Annotated in this window: 28 protein-coding genes; 11 read left to right on the forward strand and 17 right to left on the reverse strand. The window is 64.2% G+C overall.

What is annotated here, in order from left to right; genetic code table 11:
- Positions 1 to 270: 270 nt before the first annotated feature.
- From Q0D44_RS05715 to Q0D44_RS05725, 3 genes are read right to left on the reverse strand one after another with little or no spacing between them, the layout of a single operon-like run.
- The gene (locus Q0D44_RS05715) at positions 271 to 930 is read right to left on the reverse strand and encodes a murein L,D-transpeptidase catalytic domain family protein (protein ID WP_294133754.1); all 660 of its coding nucleotides are present in this window, start codon (positions 928 to 930) and stop codon (positions 271 to 273) included.
- A gap of 52 nt (positions 931 to 982) precedes the next feature.
- Positions 983 to 1,291 carry a hypothetical protein gene (locus tag Q0D44_RS05720; RefSeq protein WP_294133761.1) on the reverse strand — a complete coding sequence of 103 codons (309 nt, stop codon included), beginning with the start codon at positions 1,289 to 1,291 and terminating at the stop codon, positions 983 to 985.
- 6 nt (positions 1,292 to 1,297) lie between these two features.
- Positions 1,298 to 2,755: a L,D-transpeptidase family protein gene (locus Q0D44_RS05725; protein ID WP_294133764.1), complete on the reverse strand. Its 1,458-nt coding sequence runs from the start codon at positions 2,753 to 2,755 to the stop codon at positions 1,298 to 1,300.
- A gap of 71 nt (positions 2,756 to 2,826) precedes the next feature.
- Between Q0D44_RS05725 and Q0D44_RS05730 the strand changes: the two genes are divergently transcribed.
- On the forward strand, positions 2,827 to 3,726 hold the full coding sequence (locus Q0D44_RS05730) for a histone deacetylase (protein ID WP_294133768.1): 900 nt from the start codon (positions 2,827 to 2,829) through the stop codon (positions 3,724 to 3,726).
- Between the two features lie 166 nt (positions 3,727 to 3,892).
- Here the strand turns inward: Q0D44_RS05730 and Q0D44_RS05735 are convergent, their stop codons facing one another.
- The 6 genes from Q0D44_RS05735 to hisB form a co-directional block, all read right to left on the reverse strand.
- Positions 3,893 to 4,459 (reverse strand): hypothetical protein, encoded by a 567-nt coding sequence (locus Q0D44_RS05735; protein WP_119745147.1) that lies wholly within the window; start codon positions 4,457 to 4,459, stop codon positions 3,893 to 3,895.
- A gap of 71 nt (positions 4,460 to 4,530) precedes the next feature.
- Entirely contained in the window at positions 4,531 to 4,851 is a 321-nt protein-coding gene (locus tag Q0D44_RS05740) for a phosphoribosyl-ATP diphosphatase (RefSeq protein WP_294133782.1), read from the reverse strand.
- An 8-nt stretch (positions 4,852 to 4,859) separates the two neighbouring features.
- Positions 4,860 to 5,639, reverse strand: coding sequence for an imidazole glycerol phosphate synthase subunit HisF (gene hisF, locus Q0D44_RS05745; RefSeq protein ID WP_294133785.1), 780 nt, complete (start codon positions 5,637 to 5,639; stop codon positions 4,860 to 4,862).
- A gap of 4 nt (positions 5,640 to 5,643) precedes the next feature.
- Positions 5,644 to 6,381, reverse strand: a complete 738-nt coding sequence (gene hisA, locus Q0D44_RS05750) for a 1-(5-phosphoribosyl)-5-[(5-phosphoribosylamino)methylideneamino]imidazole-4-carboxamide isomerase (protein ID WP_217673633.1) — start codon at positions 6,379 to 6,381, stop codon at positions 5,644 to 5,646.
- A 109-nt stretch (positions 6,382 to 6,490) separates the two neighbouring features.
- A complete protein-coding gene (gene hisH / locus Q0D44_RS05755; protein WP_294133790.1) occupies positions 6,491 to 7,108 on the reverse strand; it encodes an imidazole glycerol phosphate synthase subunit HisH in 618 nt (205 codons plus the stop codon).
- On the reverse strand, positions 7,105 to 7,692 hold the full coding sequence (hisB, locus tag Q0D44_RS05760) for an imidazoleglycerol-phosphate dehydratase HisB (protein WP_119745222.1): 588 nt from the start codon (positions 7,690 to 7,692) through the stop codon (positions 7,105 to 7,107). Before hisB ends, hisH begins: the two co-directional genes overlap by 4 nt.
- A 110-nt stretch (positions 7,693 to 7,802) precedes the next feature.
- Between hisB and Q0D44_RS05765 the strand changes: the two genes are divergently transcribed.
- A complete protein-coding gene (locus Q0D44_RS05765) occupies positions 7,803 to 8,279 on the forward strand; it encodes a ClpXP protease specificity-enhancing factor SspB (RefSeq protein ID WP_294133792.1) in 477 nt (158 codons plus the stop codon).
- A 245-nt stretch (positions 8,280 to 8,524) separates the two neighbouring features.
- On the forward strand, positions 8,525 to 9,196 hold the full coding sequence (locus Q0D44_RS05770; protein ID WP_294133797.1) for a hypothetical protein: 672 nt from the start codon (positions 8,525 to 8,527) through the stop codon (positions 9,194 to 9,196).
- 53 nt (positions 9,197 to 9,249) lie between these two features.
- Here Q0D44_RS05770 and Q0D44_RS05775 read toward each other — a convergent pair whose 3' ends face one another.
- Both Q0D44_RS05775 and Q0D44_RS05780 read right to left on the reverse strand, forming a co-directional pair.
- Positions 9,250 to 9,549, reverse strand: a complete 300-nt coding sequence (locus Q0D44_RS05775) for a type II toxin-antitoxin system RelE/ParE family toxin (protein WP_294133800.1) — start codon at positions 9,547 to 9,549, stop codon at positions 9,250 to 9,252.
- The gene (locus tag Q0D44_RS05780; RefSeq protein ID WP_294133803.1) at positions 9,546 to 9,806 is read right to left on the reverse strand and encodes a CopG family ribbon-helix-helix protein; all 261 of its coding nucleotides are present in this window, start codon (positions 9,804 to 9,806) and stop codon (positions 9,546 to 9,548) included. The genes Q0D44_RS05775 and Q0D44_RS05780 overlap by 4 nt, the downstream gene beginning before the upstream one ends.
- Before the next feature lie 261 nt (positions 9,807 to 10,067).
- On the opposite strand from Q0D44_RS05780, the gene fumC reads away from it, so the two are divergent.
- Both fumC and Q0D44_RS05790 read left to right on the forward strand, forming a co-directional pair.
- The gene (fumC, locus tag Q0D44_RS05785; RefSeq protein ID WP_294133805.1) at positions 10,068 to 11,453 is read left to right on the forward strand and encodes a class II fumarate hydratase; all 1,386 of its coding nucleotides are present in this window, start codon (positions 10,068 to 10,070) and stop codon (positions 11,451 to 11,453) included.
- A 49-nt stretch (positions 11,454 to 11,502) separates the two neighbouring features.
- Entirely contained in the window at positions 11,503 to 11,847 is a 345-nt protein-coding gene (locus Q0D44_RS05790; RefSeq protein WP_294133808.1) for a hypothetical protein, read from the forward strand.
- Here Q0D44_RS05790 and Q0D44_RS05795 read toward each other — a convergent pair.
- Positions 11,844 to 12,398, reverse strand: a complete 555-nt coding sequence (locus Q0D44_RS05795) for a DUF2585 domain-containing protein (protein WP_294133986.1) — start codon at positions 12,396 to 12,398, stop codon at positions 11,844 to 11,846. The two genes, Q0D44_RS05790 and Q0D44_RS05795, sit on opposite strands and share 4 nt — an antisense overlap.
- 66 nt (positions 12,399 to 12,464) lie before the next feature.
- Here Q0D44_RS05795 and gmk point away from each other — a divergent pair, with 66 nt between their 5' ends.
- Positions 12,465 to 13,130, forward strand: a complete 666-nt coding sequence (gmk, locus tag Q0D44_RS05800; RefSeq protein WP_217673627.1) for a guanylate kinase — start codon at positions 12,465 to 12,467, stop codon at positions 13,128 to 13,130.
- 6 nt (positions 13,131 to 13,136) lie between these two features.
- Here gmk and Q0D44_RS05805 read toward each other — a convergent pair whose 3' ends face one another.
- Entirely contained in the window at positions 13,137 to 14,201 is a 1,065-nt protein-coding gene (locus tag Q0D44_RS05805; protein ID WP_294133811.1) for an SAM-dependent methyltransferase, read from the reverse strand.
- Positions 14,191 to 15,057, reverse strand: coding sequence for a prolipoprotein diacylglyceryl transferase (gene lgt / locus Q0D44_RS05810; RefSeq protein ID WP_294133814.1), 867 nt, complete (start codon positions 15,055 to 15,057; stop codon positions 14,191 to 14,193). Before lgt ends, Q0D44_RS05805 begins: the two co-directional genes overlap by 11 nt.
- Positions 15,058 to 15,271: 214 nt before the next feature.
- Between lgt and Q0D44_RS05815 the strand changes: the two genes are divergently transcribed.
- From Q0D44_RS05815 to Q0D44_RS05830, 4 genes are read left to right on the forward strand one after another with little or no spacing between them, the layout of a single operon-like run.
- The gene (locus Q0D44_RS05815; protein WP_294133816.1) at positions 15,272 to 16,393 is read left to right on the forward strand and encodes a Ppx/GppA phosphatase family protein; all 1,122 of its coding nucleotides are present in this window, start codon (positions 15,272 to 15,274) and stop codon (positions 16,391 to 16,393) included.
- Entirely contained in the window at positions 16,390 to 17,094 is a 705-nt protein-coding gene (locus Q0D44_RS05820; protein WP_294133818.1) for an RlmE family RNA methyltransferase, read from the forward strand. Before Q0D44_RS05815 ends, Q0D44_RS05820 begins: the two co-directional genes overlap by 4 nt.
- A 41-nt stretch (positions 17,095 to 17,135) precedes the next feature.
- The gene (locus Q0D44_RS05825; RefSeq protein ID WP_294133822.1) at positions 17,136 to 18,644 is read left to right on the forward strand and encodes a YifB family Mg chelatase-like AAA ATPase; all 1,509 of its coding nucleotides are present in this window, start codon (positions 17,136 to 17,138) and stop codon (positions 18,642 to 18,644) included.
- A gap of 7 nt (positions 18,645 to 18,651) precedes the next feature.
- The gene (locus Q0D44_RS05830; RefSeq protein WP_294133824.1) at positions 18,652 to 19,020 is read left to right on the forward strand and encodes a YkvA family protein; all 369 of its coding nucleotides are present in this window, start codon (positions 18,652 to 18,654) and stop codon (positions 19,018 to 19,020) included.
- Positions 19,021 to 19,225: 205 nt separating this feature from the next.
- Here the strand turns inward: Q0D44_RS05830 and Q0D44_RS05835 are convergent, their stop codons facing one another.
- The 3 genes from Q0D44_RS05835 to Q0D44_RS05845 form a co-directional block, all read right to left on the reverse strand.
- The gene (locus Q0D44_RS05835; protein ID WP_294133827.1) at positions 19,226 to 19,606 is read right to left on the reverse strand and encodes a polymer-forming cytoskeletal protein; all 381 of its coding nucleotides are present in this window, start codon (positions 19,604 to 19,606) and stop codon (positions 19,226 to 19,228) included.
- The gene (locus tag Q0D44_RS05840; RefSeq protein ID WP_294133830.1) at positions 19,587 to 20,768 is read right to left on the reverse strand and encodes a M23 family metallopeptidase; all 1,182 of its coding nucleotides are present in this window, start codon (positions 20,766 to 20,768) and stop codon (positions 19,587 to 19,589) included. Before Q0D44_RS05840 ends, Q0D44_RS05835 begins: the two co-directional genes overlap by 20 nt.
- Positions 20,769 to 20,933: 165 nt before the next feature.
- Positions 20,934 to 23,222: an EAL domain-containing protein gene (locus Q0D44_RS05845; protein WP_294133833.1), complete on the reverse strand. Its 2,289-nt coding sequence runs from the start codon at positions 23,220 to 23,222 to the stop codon at positions 20,934 to 20,936.
- A 366-nt stretch (positions 23,223 to 23,588) separates the two neighbouring features.
- On the opposite strand from Q0D44_RS05845, the gene rpsL reads away from it, so the two are divergent.
- Positions 23,589 to 23,960, forward strand: coding sequence for a 30S ribosomal protein S12 (gene rpsL, locus Q0D44_RS05850; protein ID WP_026002556.1), 372 nt, complete (start codon positions 23,589 to 23,591; stop codon positions 23,958 to 23,960).
- Positions 23,961 to 23,968 lie beyond the last annotated feature (8 nt).

The raw sequence follows: 23,968 nt of genomic DNA on the forward strand, positions 1-23,968 counted from the left end.
TAGCCACCGCGGCAACTCTGCCTTAACCCCATCCCTTTGATTGGAGTCGCGCGCTTCCAATCAAAGGGATGGGGGTCGCATGTGACTTTTCGTTACCCTACAACGTCATCCTGAATTTATTTCAGGATTCATCGTGCCCAAAAAGCCGCCGCTCGTGACGAGAAATGGATGCTGAGCCGCAGGCCAGCGCAGCTAAACAAGTTCAGCATGACGATGAAGGATGGGGCCGTTCTATATGCGGTCTTAAGTCTTAAAGATCAGAGCGGCTTTTTACCCCGCAACCCCAATCTTGTCCGCATAGAGCAACCGCCCGCTGCCCAGCAGCCCCAGCAATTGCGGCAGCATGTGCGGCGCGACCGCGAAGCAGCCTTCGCTCCGTCCGCATTTGCCCCATGTGGCGATATGGTCCTCGCCCACATAGTCCGCGCCATGGACGACGATGGCGCGTGGTTCGGCATTGTTGTTCTGCGGGTCCAGCCCAATGAGCCGCATCGCCCGGCCATGCTGGCCGATATATTGTTCGCCGGTCTTGAACGCGCCTGAACTGCTAGCCAGCGAATTGGGTTCGTTGGAAAAACTGTGGAGCCAGCCGCTATGCGCCGGGTCCGATCCGCGGCCATGGGCAACCAGATAGCTGCTGCTTTGCCCGCCGATCAGGTCGACGATATGGAAGCGCAAATCCTTCGACGGCGCATTGAAGTCGGCGATCGCCACCCGGTCCCGCAGGGTGAAGGCGTCGCCATGCCGGTCGAGCGCCGCCTTGGCGCGTTCGAGCAGCGACGCATAGGGCTTGGCCGCTACCGGCTGCACGACCGGCGTCGCTGACACAGGGGCGGGCATCACTGGCACGGCCGCCCGGCCGATGCTGTCGGATAGAAACGAAAAGGCGAGTCCGCTTGCAGCGAACTTCGTGAAATTGCGGCGATCCATAATCCCAATATAGCAAAGACGCAGCCCCGCTCCAAGAGCGGGGCGATGCGCCTTATGGCGCGGAACCGCTCGCTTCGTCTGCGGGCTGGCTCTCTTCGCCTTCCTGGGGCAGGCGCGCGGTCATACCGGTGGCGTCGGCATCATCCTGAATCTGCTGCTGTTCCGACACGGACGGCGGCGCGGCCGGAGTCGCGACGGCATTGTTGGACGGCGGCGGCAGCACCGCGTCCGGCTCCTCGATGATGACATTCTCGACCGGCGGCTCGACCAGATTATTGGTCGCCGTCGGCTCTTCTTCCTTCTTGCCGCAGGCGGACAGGGCAAGGGCACCGGCTAGGGCGAACAGGGCAATTTTACGCATGGGTGGTCAGTCCTTCGATGCGATCGTCGGGGAGGGGAGGGCGGTGGGGTCGGCCCGGCGGCTCGACGCCTCGATCTTGGCGGCCAGCAATTTGTCCCAGCCATAGGGGTCGGCGCGAAAACTCATCGTCCCGTTGCTGCTGGCAAAGGCGGTCCAGTAGAGCAGATAGACCGCCACTTCCTGCGGCAGGGACACACGCTGGGTCTTGCCCGCGTCGATCAGCGTCTGGATCTGCCCGTTCAGCTCCGGGTCGCTCGCCACCATCAATTCGGCCAGCGACACCGGCTTTTCCAGCCGGATGCAGCCATGGCTGGCCAGCCGGTCATAGCTGGCAAATTTGCCGCGGGACGGGGTGTCGTGCAGATAGACGGCGAACGGGTTGGCGAAATCGAACTTCAACCGCCCCAGCGCGCTGTTCGGGCCGGCGGGCTGGACGATCCGTTCGCCGCCTTCGGGCGTCTTGATGATCTTGTAGCCCTGCCTTGCCAGCGCCGCCCGCCCCTTGGGGAACAGCTCCCGATTGGCGATCGACATCGGCACGTTCCACGGCGGATTGACCACGATCGAATGGATGTTCGACGTCAGCATCGGCGTCGCATTTTGCGGGCTGCCAGTGACCGCGCGCATCGACGTGACCGGCTGGTCGCCCTGGAAAACGGTCAGCACAGCGGCGGCGATGTTCACCTGCACCCGGTTGACCGGCAGGCGGCGAGGCATCCAGCGCCACCGCTCCATATTGGCCATGATCGCGGCGATCCGGTCGTCCACGCTGACATTGAGCGCCGCCAGCGTCCGCGCGTCGAGCAAGCCGGTGGGATTCAGCCCATAGCGCCGCTGCGCCCGTTGCAGCACGTCGGTCAGATTCTCCGTTGGCGTGACGCTCTTGTCCTCCAGCGCGATGCGCGCGCGCACCACCATCGGCGCGGACGTCGCGGTCAGCACTGGCCAGCCGCCTTTGTCGCGGATCGCCTCATAGGTGGCCAGCCCCTTGCGCAGCCCGTCATAGCCCGCATAGGGCGGCGTCAGCGCATTGGCCCATTGCGCCAGCCGATCCTCGGCCACCGCCTTGGCCAGTCCTGGGCGCGGATCGAACCGTTCGGGGCGTAGCGCCCATATCTCCAGAAAATCGGCAGTATCGACCCGCCCGGTGGACAGCGCCTTGGCCCGGTCCAGCACGGCGTTGACCAGCGCTTCGCCGGTCAGGCTGGCAGTCGCCTTGCTGCGCGCCATCAGCCCCTGTTCCGCCCCACCGCGCAGCCAGCCATTCGCCCACGCCTCCTGCGCCGCCGATAGCGGCGGGATGGGCGCTGGCAATGGCGCGGGCGGCACCGGTTGCACCATGGCCGGGGGCAGGGTCGGCGCGGTGGCCGGGGGTTGCGTTACCGGCGTCTGGGCGTAAGCGGGCAGGGTGCTGGCATTAAGGACACTGGCGCTCAGCAGGGCCAGCGTCGAAAAACGGATCATGTCGGGACGGTTCATGCTGGACCAGATAGCGCAAAGCGGCCACCGTTCAAATCACGATAGCGGAAAAGATCATGCTGCACGTCGTTCACCATCCTGCCTATGTCTCTCCCGCAACACCCGGCAGCCGCTTTCGTTTCGACAAATATGGGCTGGTGATGGAGGCGCTGCGCGAAATTGCGCCGCCCATGACCCTCCACACCCCCGATCCGATGCCGCGCGCCTGGATAGAGGCGGTGCATGATCCCGACTATGTGGAGGAGGTGCTGACGCTCACCGTCCCGCCGCCCAAGGAAAGGCGGATCGGCTTTCGGGTGACGGAGCGGGTGATGCGTCGCTCCCTGCTGTCGCCCGGCGGCACATGGGCCGCGGCGCGGCTGGCGCGCATCCATGGCTTTGCCGCCAATGCCGCAGGCGGCAGCCATCATGCGCTGGCCGATAGCGGGGCGGGCTATTGCGTGTTCAACGACCTGGCCATCGCCGCCAACCGGCTGATCGCGGAGGGGGAGGCGGATCGCATCCTGATCCTGGATCTGGACGTGCATCAGGGCGATGGCACCGCGTCGCTGCTGGCGGGCCGGTCGGACATTTTCACCTTGTCGATCCATGCGGAAAAAAATTTCCCGGTGCGAAAGGCCCGCTCCACGCTCGACATCGGCCTGCCTGACGGGGTGGAGGACGCCGCCTATCTCGCCATCCTGCACGACACGCTGCCGCCCGTGCTCGCCGATTTTGCGCCGGACCTCATCCTCTATCAGGCCGGGGTCGATCCCCATGGCGACGACCGGCTGGGGCGTCTAGCCCTGACCGACGCGGGCCTCGACGCGCGCGACCGCTATGTCATGCGACAGGCAAGGGCGCGGGCCATTCCCGTCGCCAGCACCATGGGCGGCGGCTATGGCGAGGACCGCATGGCCGTCGCCCACCGCCACGCCGCCTGCATGATCCGCATGGCGCAGGAAGCTATGGCGTGACGCGATCTGCCTTTACCAAATTCCGTTCGTCCTGAGTAGCCATTGAGCGAAGTTGAAATGGCGTATCGAAGGATGCGTATGCGCACGATGCTTCGATACGAGCCTTCGACAAGCTCAGCCTCTACTCAGCACGAACGGAGGTTGTGCAGGCTAAAGTTATCCCGCCCTAATGGACCGTCCCGACCGTCGGTTGCGCCCCGTCCATCAGCTTGGCCGCGATCAGCCCTGCCACCGCCAGCGCGACGAAATCGCTGAACCCCAGATAAAGAATATAGCCCCAGGGCGCATGGTTGAACACGGCCTGCCCGATATCCATCCACAGCACCGTCGCCAGCGCGAAGATCAGGCTGACCCGCGCCCGCTCGGCAAAGCCGGTCGTGACGAACCGCAGCGCCAGCGCGATCAGCACGCCCACCACCAGCGCCAGGATCAGCCCGCCGATCAGGCTGGCGCTGTCCATCACTGGAAAGCCGCTGCTATTGTAGAAAATCTGCGCGACCGGACCCTTGCCATACAGGATGGTGCCTTCGGCCGTCGCCGGATCGGGAATGGTATAGACGCCGGTGCCGGTCGTGTTGAGCGCCTGCGCCAGCGCCGCCTGCAAATTGGCGCTCGCCTGCCCCTCGGCGCGGCTCATAGCCAGCGCGCTCAGCGGCGTGCCCCAGAAGATGAAGCCTGTGATAAACATCGCAAAGCCGCCCAGCAGGCCGCCGATTACCGTCCGTATCATCATGCTCTCCACTCCCTGTCCCGCCCATGAGGCTAGGCCAGAACGCAGCGGACGCAATATCTATCCGATGATTGTCAGTCCGCGGGGCGCGATGCCTTCTCGGCAATGCCCGACACGCCCTCGCGCCGCTCCAACTCGTCGCACACATCGTCGAGCGAAATGTCGCAATCGGCGAGCAGCAGCAGCAGGTGGAACAGCAGGTCCGCGCTTTCGCCAACCACGCCGTCACGGTCGTCCGCCATCGCGGCGATCACCGTCTCGACGGCTTCCTCGCCCACCTTCTGCGCAATCTTGCCACGCCCCCGCGCGCTCAGCTTGGCGACATAGGATGTGGACGGGTCAGCCGAGCGCCGCTGGCGGATCGTCTGTTCCAGTTGGTGGAGGGTTTCGCGCATGTCTGTCCTCACGCCTCAGCCAGATTGGTGCCACGCACCGGCACGCCTGCCGCTGCCAGCGCGCGATGCGCGTCGGCGATCGTGTGCTGCCCGAAATGGAAGATCGACGCCGCCAGCACTGCGCTGGCATGGCCCAATGTCACGCCCTCGACCAGATGGTCCAGCGTCCCCACGCCGCCGCTGGCGATGACCGGGATCGATACCGCATCGGCAATCGCCCGCGTCAGCGCCAGGTCATAGCCTGCCTTGGTCCCGTCACCATCCATCGACGTCACCAGCAATTCGCCCGCACCCAGCTCCGCCAGCCGCAGCGCATGGTCCAGCGCGTCGATCCCGGTGGGCTTGCGTCCGCCATGGGTGAAAATTTCCCAGCGACCCTCGCCGACCCGCCGCGCATCGACCGATCCCACGATGCACTGGCTGCCAAAGCGATCGGCAATATCCGCCACCAGTTCGGGCCGCGCCACCGCCGCGCTGTTCACCGCCACCTTGTCCGCCCCGGCCAGCAGCAGCGCGCGCGCATCCTCCGGCGTCCGCACCCCGCCGCCAACGGTCACCGGCATGAAGCAGACCTCGGCCGTGCGCCGCACCACGTCCAGGATCGTGCCGCGCGCCTCATGCGTCGCGGTAATGTCCAGAAAGCACAGCTCGTCCGCGCCCGCCGCATCATAGAGCTTCGCCTGCTCGACCGGATCGCCCGCATCGCGCAGATCGACGAAATTGACGCCCTTGACCACGCGCCCATTGGCCACGTCCAGACAGGGGATGACGCGGGTGCGGACGGTCATGGCTTCACGCCGCCGCCTGCGCCACGGCCAGCGCGACTTTCAGGTCCAGCCGCCCGTCATAGAGCGCCCGTCCGGTTATCACGCCCTCAATCCCGTCGTCGGCGTGCAGGCTCAGCACGCGAATGTCGGCAATCCCCGCCACGCCGCCGCTGGCTATCACCGGAATGTCGGTCGCCCGCGCCAGATCGACGGTCGCCTCGACATTGCAACCTTTCAGCATCCCGTCGCGGCCCACATCGGTAAAGAGCAGGCTGGCGACGCCCGCATCCTCGAACCGGCGCGCCAGATCGATCACCGGCATGTCCGATTTTTCCGCCCAGCCGTCGGTCGCGACAAAGCCGTCACGCGCATCGACCGCCACGACAATCCCGCCGGGAAAATCGCGCGCCGCCAGCTTGACGAAGGCCGGATCTTTCAGCGCCGCCGTGCCGATGACGATGCGCGATACGCCCAGGTCAAACCAGCGCTCCACCGACTCACGGTTGCGGATGCCCCCGCCCAACTGGACATGGCCCGGAAACGTCTCGACAATCCGCTCGACCGCCGCAGCATTGACCGCATGGCCGGCAAAGCTACCGTCCAGATCGACGACATGCAGATGCTGCGCGCCCGCCTGCGCGAACAAAGCCGCCTGCGCCGCCGGATCGTCGCCATAGACGGTCGCGCGGTCCATATCCCCCTCGGCCAGGCGCACGACCTGCCCGTTTTTCAGGTCGATGGCGGGGAAGACGATCAGAGACATGGGCTCACCACAAGATAATCAGCGTGACGTGTTCCCGCGCAGGCGGGAACCCAGTTGAAACGGCGGAACTGGGCTCCCGCCTGCGCGGGAGCACACAGTGCCAACAGGCTCACGGCTTCCACTCCAGAAAGCGCGACAGGAAGGAAAGGCCATAGCTCTGGCTCTTTTCCGGGTGAAACTGGCAACCGATGATGGTGTCGCGCGCCACCGCCGCGACCAGCGGGCCGCCATGGTCGGTCACTGCCGCGACATGCGCCGGATCGGTCGCCTCGAAATGATAGCTGTGCAGGAAATAGGCCTCGCCCCGCTGCAATAGGGGCGGCGCGCCGTTCAGTACGACATCGTTCCACCCCATATGCGGCACCTTGATGCTCGCGTCGCCCGGCTGCATCAGCCGCACCGTGCCGCCAATCCAGCCCAGCCCCTCATGCCGCCCGAATTCGTCGCCAGCCTCGGCCAGCAATTGCATCCCCACGCAAACGCCCAGAAACGGCACGCCGCGCTTGTGGACGGCCTCGCCCATCGCCTCGACCATGCCGGGAATCGCCACCAGTGCGTCGCGGCACGCCCGGAACGCGCCTACGCCCGGCAGCACGACCCGGTCGGCCCGTGCCACCACATCGGCGTCCGCAGTGATGACGACATCGTCCGCCCCCGCCTTGCGCAGGGCATTATAGACCGAATGCAGATTCCCCGCGCCATAGTCGATCAGGGCGACCCCGCTCACAACATCCCCTTGGTCGACGGGATCGCATCCGCCTTGCGCGGGTCGATCTCCACCGCCTGCCGCAGCGCGCGGGCCAGGCCCTTGAACGCGCTTTCGACGATATGGTGGTTATTGCTGCCATAGAGAAATTCGATGTGCAGCGTGATGCCGGCGGCCTGCGCGAAGCTGTGGAAGAAATGCTCCACCATCTCCGCGTCCCACTCGCCGATCTTCTGCACCGTGAAGGGCAATTTGCACACCAGCCAGGGCCGCCCGGAAATGTCGAGCGCCACCCGCGTCAGCGTCTCGTCCATCGGCGAATAGACCGATCCGTATCGCGAAATGCCGCGCTTGTCGCCCAGCGCCTTGGCCACCGCCTCGCCAATGGCGATCGCGGTGTCCTCGGTCGTGTGATGCTGGTCGATATGCAGGTCGCCGACCGTCTTGACGGTCATGTCGATCAGCGAGTGCCGCGACAATTGCTCGATCATATGGTCGAGGAATCCGATGCCCGTCGACACCGTATAAAGACCCGTGCCGTCAAGGTTGACGGTTACGTCGATCTGGGTTTCCGCCGTGTTGCGGTGAATCTCGGCCGTGCGCATGGTGGCCCTATAGCGCGTGCCGCCCATCTTGCAATCTGGTCCTGCAATGCGGGCCATCCAAACCGGCAGGGGGGTTGACCCCCTGTTTCGCGCCGTTAGGACATTGGCCCATGAGCGATGACCTGCCCGACAGCCTGATTCCCTATGACGAAATCGTGCAGGAAGCCCTGCGCGCCGTCGTCGGCCGCGTGTTGGGAGAGGTGCAGGCCAGCGGCGGCCTGCCCGGCAGCCACCATTTCTACATCACCTTCAAGACCCAGGCGCCCGGCGTCGACATCCCCAAGCGGCTGATCGAGCGCTTCCCGGACGAAATGACCATCGTCCTTCAGAATAAATATTGGGACCTGAAAGTCAGCGACCATCATTTCGAAGTCAGCCTGACCTTCAACCAGGTCGCCGCCCACCTCAGCATCCCCTTCGCCGCCATCACCGCGTTCGTGGACCCCGCCGTCAACTTTGCGCTGCAATTCCAGGTGGCGGGCGACGCATTGCCCGAACCCCATGACGAAGCGGAGAATGACGGCCCGCAGGTGGTGGCGGAGGATGGCTCCAACGTGGTGACAGTGGACTTCGGCAAGAAGAAGTAGGTGCGAGCGGCGGTTAGGCCGCGCCTATTCGCACTAACCGTCCTCCCCCTTCGTCATCCCGGACTTGATCCGGGATCCAGAGTGGCGCTTACGACCCTGGATCCTGACGTTCGTCAGGATGACGGCTTGTCATTGGCGGGCAACGGCCATTTTTTGCCGTTCAGGTTGGAAATTTCTTTGCCCACTAGCGGACATTGTTATCGGCGGGCTATCCCCTGTTTTCGGCTTTGCCATCAGAATGGGGAATGGAGTTCGAAAGGCTTGAACAGCCAGCCTCTTTGGGTCCGCTTGGCTACTATCGTGATTCTTTTGGTCGCTGCGGGCTACGCTTTATCAGCAAATCACCCCTTGGTAGGGTTGATGCTTGGCATCGCAGCCGTGGCCATCGGGGTAACTCCGAAGCCGCCACGATCCAGCTAACGGCTGACGGCAACCGACCACTTGCTGTCCCACTCATGCTGCGGCACCATCCTCACATGCAGACGTTAAACAAAAAGCTTGCGATGATTGTTGTGGCAACATCTGCAACGCTATTGACGTCTTGTTCGCCTAATCCAATCGAAATTCATGCGTGCCTCATCGGGAAAAATCTCGCTTTTCAGGTGGAGAATACACGCGGTTGGTTCTCAGATAGCGTTGCCCGACCTTGGAGCGTGTCTGTCTTTGAATATCGAACCAGACTGGCTTGGGAAACGAAAGTGCCCTACGGCTTGGCAGACAATCGGGAACATACATATCAGCCGCAGCGAAGCATTATTCTTTACGGTGATCGGTATGTTGGTTGGGAAATCCAACAGGAAGCTCAACCGCTGATCAGAGGAAAGAACTACATCGTGACGATTTGGTCTGACGGCGGTCAAGGCCACCTGGACATGATTTACGGCACCAAGCTTCCTTCATGTCCCAACGGCAGCTAAAGCCCTTAAGCATCCAAAAGCCGACAGTCCGCTAGCCACCCAAATCAGCCACCCTATCCCGGCCAAACATCATCCCGCCAGTCACGCGACGTATGGATGACGCGCAGAATCGTCACCACCGCATCATTCTCACTCAGGGCATAGGCAACGACATAGGGCAGGCGGGCGACGGATTTCTCGTAAGTGCCTGCGACGCGCCCCATGTGGCCGGTCGCAAATGCGCTCAGGCCGTCGCCGACCTCTCGAATCCGCTTGGCAACTCTGCGCGCGGCGGCAGGATTGTCCCTCGCAATGTGGACAGCCTGCTGTTCAAGATCGGCCAGCGCATCGTTCGACCAAAATACACGCTTCATGCGGGATCAGGGCTGGCCGCCGCGATCGCAGCGTCAATCCGCGCCATCGCCTCGTCATGCGGGGTGACCCGACCGGCCTTCATGTCGGCCAGACCGCGCTGGATGCCCTCGATGATCTGCAATTCCCGATTCACATAGGCTTCGACTGCTTGCGCTGCGAGATAGGAGCGGGTGCGGCGCGTGTCCTGCGCCAACCGGCCGAGCTTTTCCTTGAGCGCGGGCGTCACCCGGATCGTCATCGTCGTGCTCGCGCTCATGGTCCGTCCTTTTGTAACCTGTATACCTTGTAACACAGGCGCTCACATCGTCGCCATCCTGCAATTCCCGCTGTCCTACATCGCCACCCGGCGCTAACTCTCCATATGCGACATGGGCGAACTTAGCGAAGTTTCACACGCCATCCCCTCCAACCAACCCGCCCCTGTCACCGCTCTGCCTGTAACCCCTTGGATTTCATCCCCATCACCCTAAATCAGTATCAGATTTGCGAATGGTTCTTAACTGAAAGGCGCCCCCAAATGCCCGCAACCCGCACCGAAACCGACAGTATCGGCGCCATAGAGGTGCCAGCAGACGCCTATTGGGGTGCGCAGACGCAGCGGAGCATCGAGAATTTCCCGTTCGACTCGACAGAGCGGATGCCGATCGGCATCGTCCATGCGCTGGCCATCGTGAAGCAGGCGGCTGCGCGGGTGAACCGCCAGCACAGGCTGGACGCCACCCAAGCCGACGCGATCGAAACCGCTGCCGCTGCGGTGGCGGCTGGCCATCATGACGACCAGTTCCCCCTCGTTATCTGGCAGACGGGCAGCGGCACCCAGACCAATATGAACGTCAATGAAGTGATCGCCGGCATCGCCAATGAAGCGCTCACCGGCACGCGCGGCGGCAAGCATCCGGTGCATCCCAATGACGGTGTGAATTTGGGCCAATCGTCCAACGACAGCTTCCCGACCGCGCTCCACATCGCCGCCGCGCTGGCGGTCACCAACGCGCTGTTCCCGGCGCTCGACCGGCTCCACGCCGCGCTCGACGCGAAGGCGAAGGCATGGGACCATATCGTCAAGATCGGTCGCACCCATTTGCAGGACGCGACGCCGCTGACGCTGGGGCAGGAATTTTCCGGCTATACGCATCAGGTCTATCGCAGCCGCAAGCGCATCGAGCCTGCAGTCATGCACGGCATGATGGCGCTGGCGCAGGGCGGCACGGCGGTCGGCACGGGTCTCAATGCGCCGGAAGGCTTTGATATTGCGATCGCGGCGGAAATCGCCGCCATCACCGGCCTGCCGTTCCGCACCGCCGACAATAAATTCGAGGCGCTGGCATCCAACGATCCGCTGGTCCACCTCTCCTCGACCCTCGCCACGCTGGCCGTTGCGCTCACCAAGATCGCCAATGACATCCGCCTGCTCGGCTCCGGCCCGCGCTCTGGCCTTGGCGAACTGGACCTGCCCGCCAATGAACCGGGCAGCTCTATCATGCCGGGAAAGGTCAACCCGACCCAGTGCGAAATGCTGACCATGGTCGCCGCCCAGGTCATCGGCAATCATCAGGCGGTGACGGTGGGCGGGATGCAGGGCCATCTGGAACTTAATGTGTTCAAGCCGATGATCGGCGCGGCGGTGCTGCGCTCGATCCATCTGCTGAGCGTCGGCATGGACAGTTTCGCGGAACGCTGTGTCGAGGGGCTGGAGGCGAACGAGCCGCGCATCGCCGAGCTGGTCGATCGATCGCTGATGCTGGTCACTGCGCTCGCCCCGGCGATCGGCTATGACAATGCCGCCGCCATCGCCAAGCACGCGCACAAGACCGGCCAGACGCTGAAAGCTGCGGGACTCGAACTGGGGCTGGTGGATGCGGCGACCTTCGACGCGCTGGTGCGGCCGGAAAATATGACATGATCCACATCAGCATGGCGGAACCGCGCGCCGTTCGATACATTGAGCCAGTATGAAAAAGCCCTTCGCCCCCAAAGCCCCGCTCGTTACCGTCACCGCCCCCAAAAAGGCCAGCCTGCTGCGCAAGGCTGCCCGTATCGGCGCGACCGTGGTGGCCGCCCGCGTCGCTGCGGACACGGGCAAGAAGGGCGTCGTCGGCCTGATCGCAGGCATGGGCGTCAAGCGCCTCATCATGCGCTTCCCCGCTGGCGCGCTGTTCGTGACCGGCGCCTATATGGCGGGCAAAATGTATGAGGCGAAGCGCGAGGTCGACCGCAAGCGCGCGATCAAGGCGCTGCCTGATTTGAGCAAGGAGCCGGTCCCGATCGACGCCGCGCGCAAGGCCCGCAAACTCTAAAGCGCGGCCTGCCAGTCGCGGACGGCGTCCACCGGAAAGGTCAGCATCAGCACATTGAGCGTCAGATTGTCCCTGATGACCGCCAGCGCCAGCAATTCGAACCCGATCGCGACCGCCACCGACAGCCAGACCGGCGCGCGCGACGCGAACAGAAAGCCCAGCGTCATCATGCCGATGTCGCTCATCGAATTGAGGACAGAGTCGCCACTATAGCCCAGCGCAATCGTCGCGGTCCGGTATCGGTCGATGATGATCGGTGAATTCTCCAATATCTCCCAAGCCGATTCGACCGCCACAGCCAGCGCGAGCCGCACCCCGACCGGACGCCGCCGCAACAGCCAGAGGGTGGCGGGGTAAAAGAGCAGCCCATGGATGACATGGCTCAGACTATACCAGTCCGCGATATGCTGGCTGTTGCCGCTGTCGAGCGCCCCGTGCCACAGCTCGATCCGGCCACAAGTGCAGATTGGCGGCCGGTCCATCAGCAACAGGATGGCGCAGGTCACCAGCGCGATTAGCCCTGCGGCGATCAGACCCCGGCGATGGACCATCTGCCTGTGCCGCATCCCGCCATTTCCCCCTCTTGCAAAAGCCCGCTTCAAGCGGCACTAGCGGCCATGGCCGACACTATCCCGATCGAGACCCCCGACTTCAAGCGACGCGGCGTCCTCTTCGTTCTTTCCTCGCCGTCTGGCGCGGGAAAGTCCACCATCGCGCGCAAGCTGCTCGCGGCCGAGCCGGATATGTCCATGTCAGTGTCGGCGACCACCCGGCCGATGCGGCCAGGCGAAGTCGACGGCAAGGATTATCATTTCGTCGATCTGCCGGAATTCCGCCGCATGACCGCGGACCAGGAATTTCTGGAATGGGCGCATGTATTCGGCCAGCGCTACGGCACCCCCCGCGCACCGGTGGAAGCGATGCTCAAGAGCGGGCAGGACGTCTTGTTCGACATTGACTGGCAGGGCGCGCAGCAATTGCACCAGATCGCCGGGGGCGACGTGGTGCGGGTGTTCATCCTGCCGCCGTCGATGGAGGAACTGGAACGCCGTCTGCGCGGCCGCGCGACCGATAGCGACGAAGTCATTGACGGCCGCATGGCCCGCGCAGCGGGCGAAATCGCGCATTGGGACGGCTATGATTATGTGCTGTGCAATGTCGATGCCGACGATTGTTTCAGCCGGGTGCAGACCATCCTCCACGCCGAACGGATGAAGCGCAGCCGCCAGACCGGTCTTATTGGTTTCATCCGCAAACTGGGCCGTTATCACCAGGAAGATTGAGGGCGATCAGTCGCCAAAGCCTGCGGGATCGGCCCAGTCGGGATGGACCCAGGCCATCGCCTTGAACAGGCTGCCCATGGCGTTGGCATCGGTCAGCCGGGCGCGGGCGGCCTCCACTTCGGCGGCGCGGGCCGGGCTGGTGCGGGCCAGCTGATCCGCGCGGGCGTCGATGCCCAATTCGCGCAGATACGCCCCCTGATCGACTGGCCCCGACACCCGCAACCCCGCCTGCCGCGCCATATTGCCGATCATGGTGAAATCGACATGGGTGGTGAGGTCCACTTCGCCCGGATCGGCAAACGGATCGGCAAAGGCGTGGGCCTTGACTGCTTGCAGCGTGTCGCCCAGCAGCGGCCCGGCATAGCCATAATCGATGATGATCGCCGCGCCGCCCTGTTTGGCGATCCGCTGTGCCAGTGCATAGGCGATGCCTGCCCCCACGATCGGCGTCTCGATGATCGCCCCGTCCTGCGCTTGCGCGGCGATTGGCGGCAGGCCCGATTCGATGCGGCGATAGCCGGGGACGGCCATGAAGCGCCCTTCCTGTTCGCGCCGGATGACGACCCGCTCACGCCATTCCTCGCCAACGCGGATACACTGGCGCACCGGCAGCGCGTCGAAAAATTCATTGGCGACGATCAGCAACGGCCCTTCGGTGGGCAGGCTTTCGATGCTGTCATGATGGGTGACATGGGGGAGCAGAGCGCGCTGCCGTTCGCGCAGGGTGGGGCTGGTTTCGACGAAATGGATGCGCGGCGCGAGCGCGGCGCTTTCCATCGCGCGCAGCGCGTCAGCCGCCAGCGTCCCGCGTCCCGGTCCCAACTCGGTATAAAGCGGCCCCGGCTTCCGACCCGACCGCATCCAGATGTCCGCCAGGCACAGCCCCACCAGTTCGCCGAACATCTGGCTGATTTCCGGCGCGGTGGTAAAGTCGCCATCCGCGCCGAGCGGATCGCGGGTGGCGTAATAATGCTGGTTCGCCTCGGCCATATAGTGGGCAACCGAGATCGGCCCGCCCGCCGCGATCTGGCGCGAGAGCCGTTCGGCGAGGCTCAGAGGTTCAGCTGACACTCGCGCTTCCGGCAATCGGTTCCACCCGCACGCGACGCCCCTTCGACGTCGCGATCAGATAGAGGCCGCCCAGGATCATCGGCACGCACAGCCACTGGCCCATATGCAGACCGGTGCGGGCGGCGAACTCCATCAATTGTGCGTCCGCTTCCCGCACATATTCGACGCCGAAGCGAAACACGCCATAACCCAGCAGGAACAGCCCGACGAGCATCCCCGGCTGATAACGGGCGCGGGTGCGCCAGAAGGCGAAGGCCAGGATGGCGAAAAGGACAAGCCCTTCCAATGCAGCTTCATAGAGCTGGCTGGGATGCCGCGCGAACGGTCCGCCGGTCGGGAAGATGATGCCCCACGGCAGATCGGTTTCCTTGCCCCACAATTCGCCATTCACGAAATTGGCAAGGCGACCGAAGAACAGGCCGAAGGGGACGGTGCAGGCGACATAATCGTGGATGCGCAGCCAGCTGAGCTTCTCCTTGCGCGCCATATAGAGGATGCCGAGCGATACGCCCGCCGCGCCGCCATGGAAGGACATGCCGCCATTCCACAACTTGAAGATATCGAGCGGGTTGTTCAATATTTCGGGCTGGTAGAAGATGACATAGGCCAGCCTCCCGCCGATGATGATGCCCAGCGTCGCATAGAAGATCATGTCGTCGGCATGGCGGCGACCCATCGGCGATCCTGGCTGGGCGATCAGCTTGAGCAGATACCAGTAGCCGATCAATATGCCCGCCAGATAGGCGAGGCTATACCATTTCAGCGTGAAGAAGCCCAGGTCCAGCGCCACCGGGCCGACGCCCAGATCGTCAAAACGGATCGCACCCGAAGCGGCAGCGGCAAGGTCCAGGATCAAATCGGCTTCCTCTTGGCAATAGGAGTGTGGCCATAGAACAGGCGGGCGGGAAGATGAAGGGGAGTGGCCAGGAAAAAGGTCTCTCCGCAGCGCGGCTCCCGATTTGGATCGTCGGTCGGGGCGCGCGCCTTGCGCATTGGCGCTTATCTGCTTAAGCAGGTTCCCAAGTTCCGGTCCCGCTTTGGGGCTGGCGATATGTGAAGCGAGTTACGGCATGGTGCAGCAGAGCCGCCCATCGCCGCAGAGTTCCGGCCCGGCCGGCCGTTATGCGGGCAAGCGCGCCGCTTCCGGTCCGGGCGATGGGAGCAAGGCTGCGGCCATTCCTCCCCCGTCGACGCAGCGGGGCTTTGCGCCTTATGGCGCGCGCGAACGGCGATCCTATGCCGCGATCGACCTTGGCACCAATAATTGCCGCCTGCTGATCGCCAAGCCGTCGGCTGACGGCTTCATAGTGGTCGATGCTTTTTCGCGGATCGTGCGGCTGGGCGAGGGGCTGGCATCGACTGGGCGGATCAGCGATGCCGCGATCGACCGGGCGATTGCGGCGCTCTCCGTCTGCGCCGACAAGCTGCGCCGCCGCCATGTGACGCTGGCGCGGTCTGTCGCTACCGAAGCCTGTCGTCGCGCCACCAACGGCGCGGAATTCATCCAGCGCGTCTATCGCGAAACCGGCATCGCGCTCGACATCATCAGCGCGGAGGAAGAAGCGCGGCTCGCTGTGCTGGGTTGCCATGCCTTGCTGGAACCGGGCAACGGCCCGGCCTTGATCTTCGATATTGGCGGCGGATCGACCGAACTGGTGCTGGTCGATTCACAAGGATCTTCGGGCGCGCCGCGCATTGTCGACTGGGTCAGCGCGCCCTGGGGTGTCGTGTCGCTCACCGAAAGCGAAGCGTTCGAGCATGACGATGCCGACGCGCGACTGGCCGCCTATGACCGGATGCGCGCACGGGTCAGCGAAGCCTTCTCGCCGCTTGCCCGTCGTCTGCCGCATGGCGCGCAGGATATCCGCCTGCTCGGCACGTCAGGCACAGTGACCACGTTGGCCAGCCTGCATCTCAACCTGCCGCGCTATGACCGGCAGGCGATTGACGGGCTGATTGTGCCCTGCGCGTCCATGCGGTCCATTTCGGAGCGGCTGTCGGCCATGGCGCTGGGCGAACGGCAGAAACTGCCCTGCATCGGCACGGAACGGGCTGATCTGGTGGTGGCGGGCTGCGCCATATTGGAATCGATCCTCGACATCTGGCCGGCAGAGCGACTGGGCGTCGCCGACCGCGGCATTCGCGAGGGCATATTGCGCGGTCTGATGGACCGCGACGGGAGAATGATGTGAGAGGCGCTGGCGCAGGCAGGGTGCGGGTCAAGAGCGCGAAGGGCCGCACGGCGCAGTCGGTGCGCTGGCTCGAACGCCATCTGAACGACCCCTATGTCCATAAGGCCAAGGCCGAAGGCTGGCGCAGCCGCGCCGCATTCAAGCTGATCGAACTGGACGAGAAATTCCATTTCGTGAAGGGATCGCGCGCGGTTGTCGATCTGGGTGTCGCGCCGGGTGGCTGGTCGCAGGTGGTGCGTAAACTGGCGCCCAAGGCGGCGGTCGTGGGTATCGATCTGTTGCCGGTCGATCCGATCGGCGGCGTCACCCTGTTCGAAATGGACTTCATGGATGACAAGGCGCCGCAGCTGCTGCGCGATGCGCTGGGCGACGCGCCCGATCTGGTGATTTCCGACATGGCGGCCAACACGGTCGGCCATGCCCAGACCGACCATCTGCGTACCATGGGCCTGGTCGAAGCGGCGGCCTGGTTCGCGGTGGAAAATCTGCGCAAGGGCGGCACCTTCGTTGCCAAGGTTTTTGCGGGCGGGACGGACGGCGAATTGCTGGTGCTCCTCAAAAAGAATTTCACGACGATCAAGCACGCCAAGCCCCCCGCCAGCCGCAAGGGCAGCGTGGAATGGTATGTTGTGGCGCAAGGGTTCAAGGGGCGACCCGATGAGCCGGCACGGGACCGGACGGGCGCGCCGATCGACGAATAAAGCCAGATGGCTGACGGGTAGCGGGAAGAAGCGGGGGTCACTTGGTCGCAACGGTATCGACGGTCGCTTATCTGGGTCTGGAGGCGCGCGGCGTAGAGGTGCAGTGCCAGCTGGTCCCCGGCCTGCCCAATTTCATCGTCGTCGGCCTGCCGGACAAGGCGGTGGCGGAAAGCCGTGAGCGGGTGCGCAATGCCATCGCTGCCATCGGCCTGTCGCTGCCGCCCAAGCGTATCACGGTCAATCTCTCGCCTGCTGATCTGCCCAAGGAAGGGTCGCATTATGACCTGCCGATCGCGCTCGCGCTGCTGGGCGCGATGGGGGTGATCGATGCCGAGACGCTGTCTGGCTATGTTGTCGTCGGCGAACTGGGGCTGGACGGGCGCACCGCGCCTTCGCCCGGCGTGTTGCTGGCGGCGCTTCATGCGGGCGAGCAGGATATGGGGCTGGTCTGCCCGGTCGCGCAGGGGGCGGAAGCCGCCTGGGCGGGGCAGGTGGAGGTGGTCGCCGCGCCCGATCTGCTCAGCCTCCTCAACCATTTCAAAGGGACGTCGGCCCTGTCGCCGCCGCAACCGGGCGCGGTCGAAGCGCCCGTGCGCACCGCTGACCTCAAGCAGGTCAAGGGGCAGGAGACTGCCAAGCGCGCGATTGAGATCGCCGCGGCGGGCGGGCATAATCTGCTGATGGTCGGGCCGCCGGGCGCGGGCAAGTCGCTGATGGCGAGTTGTGTTCCGGGCATATTGCCCGAAATGACGCCGGGCGAGGCGCTGGAAACATCGATGGTGGCCAGCGTCGCCGGGACGCTGGAGGGCGGACGGATCAGCCGTGCCCGGCCCTTCCGCACCCCCCATCACAGCGCGTCGATGGCTGCTTTGGTTGGCGGCGGGTTGCGGGTGCGGCCGGGCGAGGTCAGCATGGCGCATCTGGGCGTCTTGTTTCTGGACGAACTGCCGGAATTTCAGCGCGCCGTGCTGGATTCGCTGCGCCAGCCGCTGGAAACGGGCGAGGTGACGGTGGCCCGCGCGAACGCCCACGTCACCTTCCCGGCGCGTGTGCAGTTGATTGCCGCGATGAATCCGTGCCGCTGCGGCCATCTGGGCGATCCGGCACTGGCTTGCTCACGCGCGCCGCGTTGTGCGGCGGACTATCAGGCCAAGGTGTCCGGGCCGCTGCTCGACCGGATCGATCTGCATGTCGAGGTGCAGGCCGTGACCGCCGCCGACCTGGTGCTGCCACCGCCCGCCGAAGGATCGTCCGAGGTCGCCGCGCGCGTCGCCGCCGCCCGCGCGGTCCAGACAGCACGCTATGCCGACAGCAAGGTGCGCACTAACGCCGAAGTCGATGGCGAGGCGCTGGAGGATGTTGCCGGGCCGGACGAGGCTGGGCGGCAATTACTGGCGCAGGCCGCAGCCGCGATGAAGCTGTCGGCGCGCGGCTATACCCGCGTCCTGCGGGTCGCCCGGACGATTGCCGATCTGGCCGGGGCGGAGAAGGTCGGGCGCGTCCATATCGCCGAAGCGCTTAGCTATCGCCGTCGCGCGCCGGTGAATTGAGGCCAGGATGCTGGCCGCGCTCAAAGCCTGGGCGAAGCGGCTGAAGCGCGAGGTCGTGGCGCTGTGGATCGCGGCACGTCGGGCCGACACACCATGGTTCGCGCGGCTGATCGCGCTGCTGGTGGCCGCTTATGCACTCAGTCCGATCGACCTGATTCCCGATTTCATACCGGTGCTGGGTCTGCTCGATGATCTGCTGATCGTGCCTCTGGGCATTGCGCTGGCGGTTCGCTGCATCCCGTCTGCGCTGATGGCGCGTTATCGGGCAGAGGCGGCGGATCGCGCAGAGCGGCCGTCAAGCCGTGCCGGGGTCATTATCGTTATGGTGGTGTGGGCAGTCGGACTGGGTGCCTGCCTGTTCTGGCTAGCAGGCTGACCGGTTAGGGGACCGGCTGAACGCTGATCAGCGTGAACAGGCCGATCGCAACGCCGCCGATCGCGAAGCCGATCAGGAAACGGCGTATGTCTGGCCAATAATCGGGCGTGTCCATGCTATCGTCTCCCCATGTCGGTGACGGGGGACGGGTATCGCGACTGCACGGCCGCAGCCAGTGACAAATATGGTTAGGAGAGGAGGCCGGTCAGACGGCGCCGTCGCCAGCGATCAGCTTGAGTTCCGGCACCGCGCCATGGTCCTTATGCGCGAAATGCCCTTCGATCCGGCTGCCCGGTTCGATCGTGATCCGCTCATAGCGCACATCACCGGTGATCCGGGCCGTGCTTTCAACCACCAGTTCCTGCGCCGTGATCGACCCGTCGACAAGGCCCGCCAGGCGCGCGCTCTGCGCGGTGACATGGCCGACGATCCGGCTGTCTGGTCCCTGCACGAGCGCGGCGCAGCTGATGTCGCCCTCGACCGCGCCATCGACATGCAGATCGACCGAGGCGGACAGATTGCCGCTGATCGTCACGTCGCTGCCGATCAGCGAGAAGGGGGTGTTTTTAGCCCCGGTTGCCGACATCGGCGAAACGCGCTTTGGCGATTTGCTGGACTTGGAGAACATCTTGGCGGGCCTCCAGAAAACGACGCGGGTTGATGGCCTGGCCGTTCAGCCGGACCTCGAAATGCAGATGGGTGCCGGTCGAACGGCCGGTCGATCCCATGCGGCCGATCGTGTCGCCGCGCGCGACCGTCTGGCCGACGCGGCTGGCAAAGCCGGACAGATGGGCATAGCGGGTCATCAGACCATTGCCATGTTCGACTTCGACGACATTGCCATAGCCCTGGCGCTGGCCGACAAAGCTGATCTTGCCACCGGCGGCGGCGTTGATCGGCTGGCCAAAGCGGCCGGGAAAGTCGATTCCGGCATGGAAGGCGGCGTGGCCGTTAAAGGGATCGCGGCGATAGCCATAGGAACTGGTCTGCATCGGCGCCGTGGTCGGCTGGCCCGACGGAATGGCAAGCAGGCTGCGTTCCAGCAATTCCATCCGGTTGAGCGCGCTTGCCAGCTCTTCCAGCTCGCCGGTCATCGCGCCCTTGTCACCCTTCCAGGGGACGAAGGGGCCACCCTGGGCGCGGGCGGCGCTGCGGGTCAGGCTGTCGGGGTTCAGGCCAAAGCTGCGGATCGCGGCGGCGGCCTTGTCGGCGCGCCGTTCGACCGCGCCGGTCAGCATCATCGCGAACTGGCGCTGCCGCTGGGCAAGGCGGACCAGCGGGGCGGCTTCCGGGGCCATGCTGATCTTGGCGGTCAGCTTGCCCTTCTCGCCACTCTTGGCCGGGCCGATCAGATCGGCCCCCGCGGCGTTGCCATCCTCTGCACCGAAATGCGTCTTGTAGAGGTCGTCCATGAAATCCTGGCGCGCTTCCAGATCCTGTGCCAGATCCTCGACCGACTTGCGATAGTCGGCGACCTTGTTCGCTGTGGTCGCGACCGCCTTGCCCTGCTGCGCCAGAAGCGCGCGCTCCTGTGCGACCGAAGCGTTGTTGGCAAGCATCGAGATGGTCGCGCCGCCCCAGCCAATCAGCGCGGTGGAGACGATGGCGATAGCGGTCAGTTGCGCTCGGCGGGAGACGCGCAGGAACTTAACCTGCCCCCCGGAGCGGAGGAAAATCTCCCGCTCAGGGCAAAGCGCGAACAACCGCGCGCGGAGAGCGGATGCCCCCGTCTTGGCTTTTTGCGACAATTGCGACCCCACACTCTTATTCGAGTCGAGCCGTTAGCAAAGCATTGCCGAACAAGCGAATCCGTCGTTGCGGAGTCGTGACGAGTCGAAGCGTCAGCGCGGTGAAATGAACGGTTGCGTCATTTGTTCCCGCCATATGTTAATTTTTAACCGCGCCGTTTCAATCTATTTGCGGGCAGGGCGCGCGAGTCCCTGTTTTGCCAGCAGCTCTGTTATGGCGGTGGATGGCATGGCCGCGCCGAAATGATAGCCTTGCCCATAATGACATCCGCCTGCGCGCAGATAGTCGACCTGGTGGCTGTTCTCCACCCCCTCCGCCACCGTGCGAATGCCAAGGCTATAGGCAAGGTTCAGCACCGTGCGGACGATCGCGGCATCGTCCGGGTCGGTCTCCAGATCGCGCACGAAGCGCTGGTCGATTTTGATGATGTCGATCGGAAATTGCTTGAGGTGGGAGAGGGAAGCATAGCCAGTCCCGAAATCATCGAGGGCAATAGAGACTCCAGCGTCGCTCAGCCGCTTCAGCACCTGTCCGACGTGGTCAGCATTGCGGCCCAGAAAGACCGATTCGGTTACCTCTAGCTCGATCACCGCCGGAGGCAGGCCTGCCTGTGCCAGTTGCTCCAGCAAATGATCGACGAAATTGTCATCATTCAGGTCCGCGCCTGACACGTTGAGGGCCACATGGCCGATCGACAAGCCGGCGTCGCGCCAGCGGACACAGTCGGCAATGACACCCTCTATCATCCGACCGGTGATGGCAGGCCCCAGTTCGGGATGTTCGAAGGCGGCGGCAATGTCGGCTGGCATAATGACTGTGCCATCGGCGGTCGGGCAGCGGAACAGCGCCTCGAACCCTACGATCGCGCCGGTATCGAGTGCAATTTTGGGCTGATACCAGGGGCAGGGATGTTCCTGCGCCAGAACATGGCGGGCGCGGTCGAGCATGGCGGCTTCCCGATCCCAGCTTTCCAGCAGGTCAGGCCCAAATATTATGGCGCGGCCCCGGCCATTATTCTTGGCATGATAGAGGGCGATGTCGGCATGTTTGACGAGGGCCGTCACATCCTCGCCATGGTCGGGGAACAGCGCAACGCCGATGCTGACCCGGCATTCGATTGGTCGACCACGATAGTCGAGCGGGGCGTGCAGATGATCGGCGATGCGTGCCAGGATCGGCTGCAGCGCATCAGCGTCGGGCAGGCGGGTCAGCAGCACGGCGAATTCGTCACCGCCCATCCGCGCGACCAGATCGCCCGGTCGCAGGGCGTGGCGCAACCGTCCGGCCACCGCGCACAACAGCGCGTCGCCTGCATCATGCCCGGCCGTGTCGTTGACCCGCTTGAATTCGTCCAGGTCAATGAGCAGCACGGCCAGTTGCGCCCGGTTATTCGACGCCGCCGTTGCTTGCGTGACGGCAGCCATGAAATGGGCGCGATTGGCAAGGCCCGTCAGCGCGTCCGTCATGGCCAGACGCTCCAGATGCCGTTCGGCCTGCTTGCGTTCGGTAATGTCGACCACGCTCGTCATGAAGCAAGGCTCGCCGTCAATCACGATCGGGCGGGACGACAGGAGCGCATGGCGAAGCGCGCCATCGGCGCGGCGTAGCCGACACTCGAAATTGTCGACCGCCTCGCCGCGCTGGAGCATTGCGAACAGTTCTTCGCGTACCGGCAGGTCTACATAGGTCTGCTCGACATGGCCAAGGTTGACATCATGCCCTGCCGCATAGGCATCGGTGGCAGCGCGGTTGAGGCGCAGGATATTTCCGTCATAGCGTGTGACGAGCAAGGGCAGCGGCACGGCCATGAACATCCGTTCCAGCGTGTCGCGACTATTGGCCAGTTCCAGCTGCACGGCGTGTGCGACCTGCCCGGCGGTCCATTCCTGCCGCTGGAGTCGGTTGTTCCGGGCGATCGCGATCCACATGCCGCAATGGAGCATTAGCATGGCCAGGATCATGCCAGGTATGGTGGAGGAAAGCGGGGCGGGGGAAAGATAGCCGATCAGCAAAGCGATGCAGCAGCCCAGCCCGCCGCCGACATTGCCGCGAAAACTGGTGGGAACGACCAGGTAGAATACCAGCGGCAGCATGACGAGGACAAAGATGGCGATGTCACTGCGCGAACTGACGAGGAAGGCGACGCCGATGGCGGTCACGACCTGCCAGGCGAAGCAGATGCGCTCGACCGCCGGGAAGCTGGTCATCCGGCGGCATAGCGACAGGCAGACGATGGACCAGACAATCACCGTCAACCGAGCAGGCACCGCGACCCAGAAATGCGACGTCCCGGCAAAGCGCCAGTCGCTCAACAGGAAGAGCGTGTTGAGAATTGCGGAGAGGATGAACAGGATGCGGGCATGGCGTCGCGATTCGGGCAGGCGTTCGGCCTGGAACGCCGCTTCCCGTTCGGCTAGGCGAAATTCGCCACTGATGGTCGAAAGCCCGCTCACGCCCTGTCCAGTTGACGCACCCCTTTGGTGCTGGGCGCAAAATAGGGCAGGCAGGGTTAGTAATTCCCTAACCAGCCTCCATCGGCCCCGCCCGGTCAGCGGCATGGCCAGCCTGTCGGCGATTGGCTTGACCCTTTGCCCCGGCATCGCTATAGGCCCGCCTGCCCAGCGGTCTGCCGCGTAGAGACTCGTCTCCTCGCATCATCCCACGCGGGCAACACAGAGCTGAACATTACCGGATGCTCTTGCGGCTCCAGGGGGGTATTGCACCCGCCGGGGCCTTTGCTGTTTGGAAGCGATATGTTTCCCGGCGGCATTGAACGCAGGGGTGTTGCGGTAAAGTAACTGAAAAAGGTGAAGGGCTTCATGCCAACAATCAACCAGCTGGTCCGCAAGGGCCGCGAACCGCAGAAGGCCAAGTCGAAGGTCCCTGCCATGGATGCGAACCCGCAAAAGCGTGGCGTTTGCACCCGCGTCTATACCACGACCCCGAAAAAGCCGAACTCCGCGCTCCGCAAGGTGGCCAAGGTTCGCCTGGTCAACCAGCGCGAAGTCATCACCTATATTCCTGGTGAAGGCCACAACCTGCAGGAACATAGCGTCGTGCTGATCCGTGGCGGTCGTGTGCGAGATCTTCCGGGCGTGCGTTACCACGTTCTTCGCGGCGTTCTGGATACCCAGGGCGTCAAGGATCGCAAGCAGAGCCGTTCGAAATACGGCGCCAAGCGTCCTAAGTAAGGGAGACT

The organism is Sphingobium sp., assembly GCA_023266575.1.
In the GTDB taxonomy this organism is placed as follows: Bacteria; Pseudomonadota; Alphaproteobacteria; order Sphingomonadales; family Sphingomonadaceae; genus Sphingobium.

Coding starts and splice junctions, on each gene's coding strand:
- Q0D44_RS05715 (WP_294133754.1), bottom strand. CDS start 930: ATGGATCGCCGCAATTTCACGAAGTTCGCTGCAAGCGGACTCGCCTTT.
- Q0D44_RS05720 (WP_294133761.1), bottom strand. CDS start 1,291: ATGCGTAAAATTGCCCTGTTCGCCCTAGCCGGTGCCCTTGCCCTGTCC.
- Q0D44_RS05725 (WP_294133764.1), bottom strand. CDS start 2,755: ATGATCCGTTTTTCGACGCTGGCCCTGCTGAGCGCCAGTGTCCTTAAT.
- Q0D44_RS05730 (WP_294133768.1), top strand. CDS start 2,827: ATGCTGCACGTCGTTCACCATCCTGCCTATGTCTCTCCCGCAACACCC.
- Q0D44_RS05735 (WP_119745147.1), bottom strand. CDS start 4,459: ATGATGATACGGACGGTAATCGGCGGCCTGCTGGGCGGCTTTGCGATG.
- Q0D44_RS05740 (WP_294133782.1), bottom strand. CDS start 4,851: ATGCGCGAAACCCTCCACCAACTGGAACAGACGATCCGCCAGCGGCGC.
- hisF (WP_294133785.1), bottom strand. CDS start 5,639: ATGACCGTCCGCACCCGCGTCATCCCCTGTCTGGACGTGGCCAATGGG.
- hisA (WP_217673633.1), bottom strand. CDS start 6,381: ATGTCTCTGATCGTCTTCCCCGCCATCGACCTGAAAAACGGGCAGGTC.
- hisB (WP_119745222.1), bottom strand. CDS start 7,692: ATGCGCACGGCCGAGATTCACCGCAACACGGCGGAAACCCAGATCGAC.
- Q0D44_RS05765 (WP_294133792.1), top strand. CDS start 7,803: ATGAGCGATGACCTGCCCGACAGCCTGATTCCCTATGACGAAATCGTG.
- Q0D44_RS05770 (WP_294133797.1), top strand. CDS start 8,525: ATGGAGTTCGAAAGGCTTGAACAGCCAGCCTCTTTGGGTCCGCTTGGC.
- Q0D44_RS05775 (WP_294133800.1), bottom strand. CDS start 9,549: ATGAAGCGTGTATTTTGGTCGAACGATGCGCTGGCCGATCTTGAACAG.
- Q0D44_RS05780 (WP_294133803.1), bottom strand. CDS start 9,806: ATGAGCGCGAGCACGACGATGACGATCCGGGTGACGCCCGCGCTCAAG.
- fumC (WP_294133805.1), top strand. CDS start 10,068: ATGCCCGCAACCCGCACCGAAACCGACAGTATCGGCGCCATAGAGGTG.
- Q0D44_RS05790 (WP_294133808.1), top strand. CDS start 11,503: ATGAAAAAGCCCTTCGCCCCCAAAGCCCCGCTCGTTACCGTCACCGCC.
- Q0D44_RS05795 (WP_294133986.1), bottom strand. CDS start 12,398: ATGGTCCATCGCCGGGGTCTGATCGCCGCAGGGCTAATCGCGCTGGTG.
- gmk (WP_217673627.1), top strand. CDS start 12,465: ATGGCCGACACTATCCCGATCGAGACCCCCGACTTCAAGCGACGCGGC.
- Q0D44_RS05815 (WP_294133816.1), top strand. CDS start 15,272: ATGGTGCAGCAGAGCCGCCCATCGCCGCAGAGTTCCGGCCCGGCCGGC.
- Q0D44_RS05830 (WP_294133824.1), top strand. CDS start 18,652: ATGCTGGCCGCGCTCAAAGCCTGGGCGAAGCGGCTGAAGCGCGAGGTC.
- Q0D44_RS05835 (WP_294133827.1), bottom strand. CDS start 19,606: ATGTCGGCAACCGGGGCTAAAAACACCCCCTTCTCGCTGATCGGCAGC.
- rpsL (WP_026002556.1), top strand. CDS start 23,589: ATGCCAACAATCAACCAGCTGGTCCGCAAGGGCCGCGAACCGCAGAAG.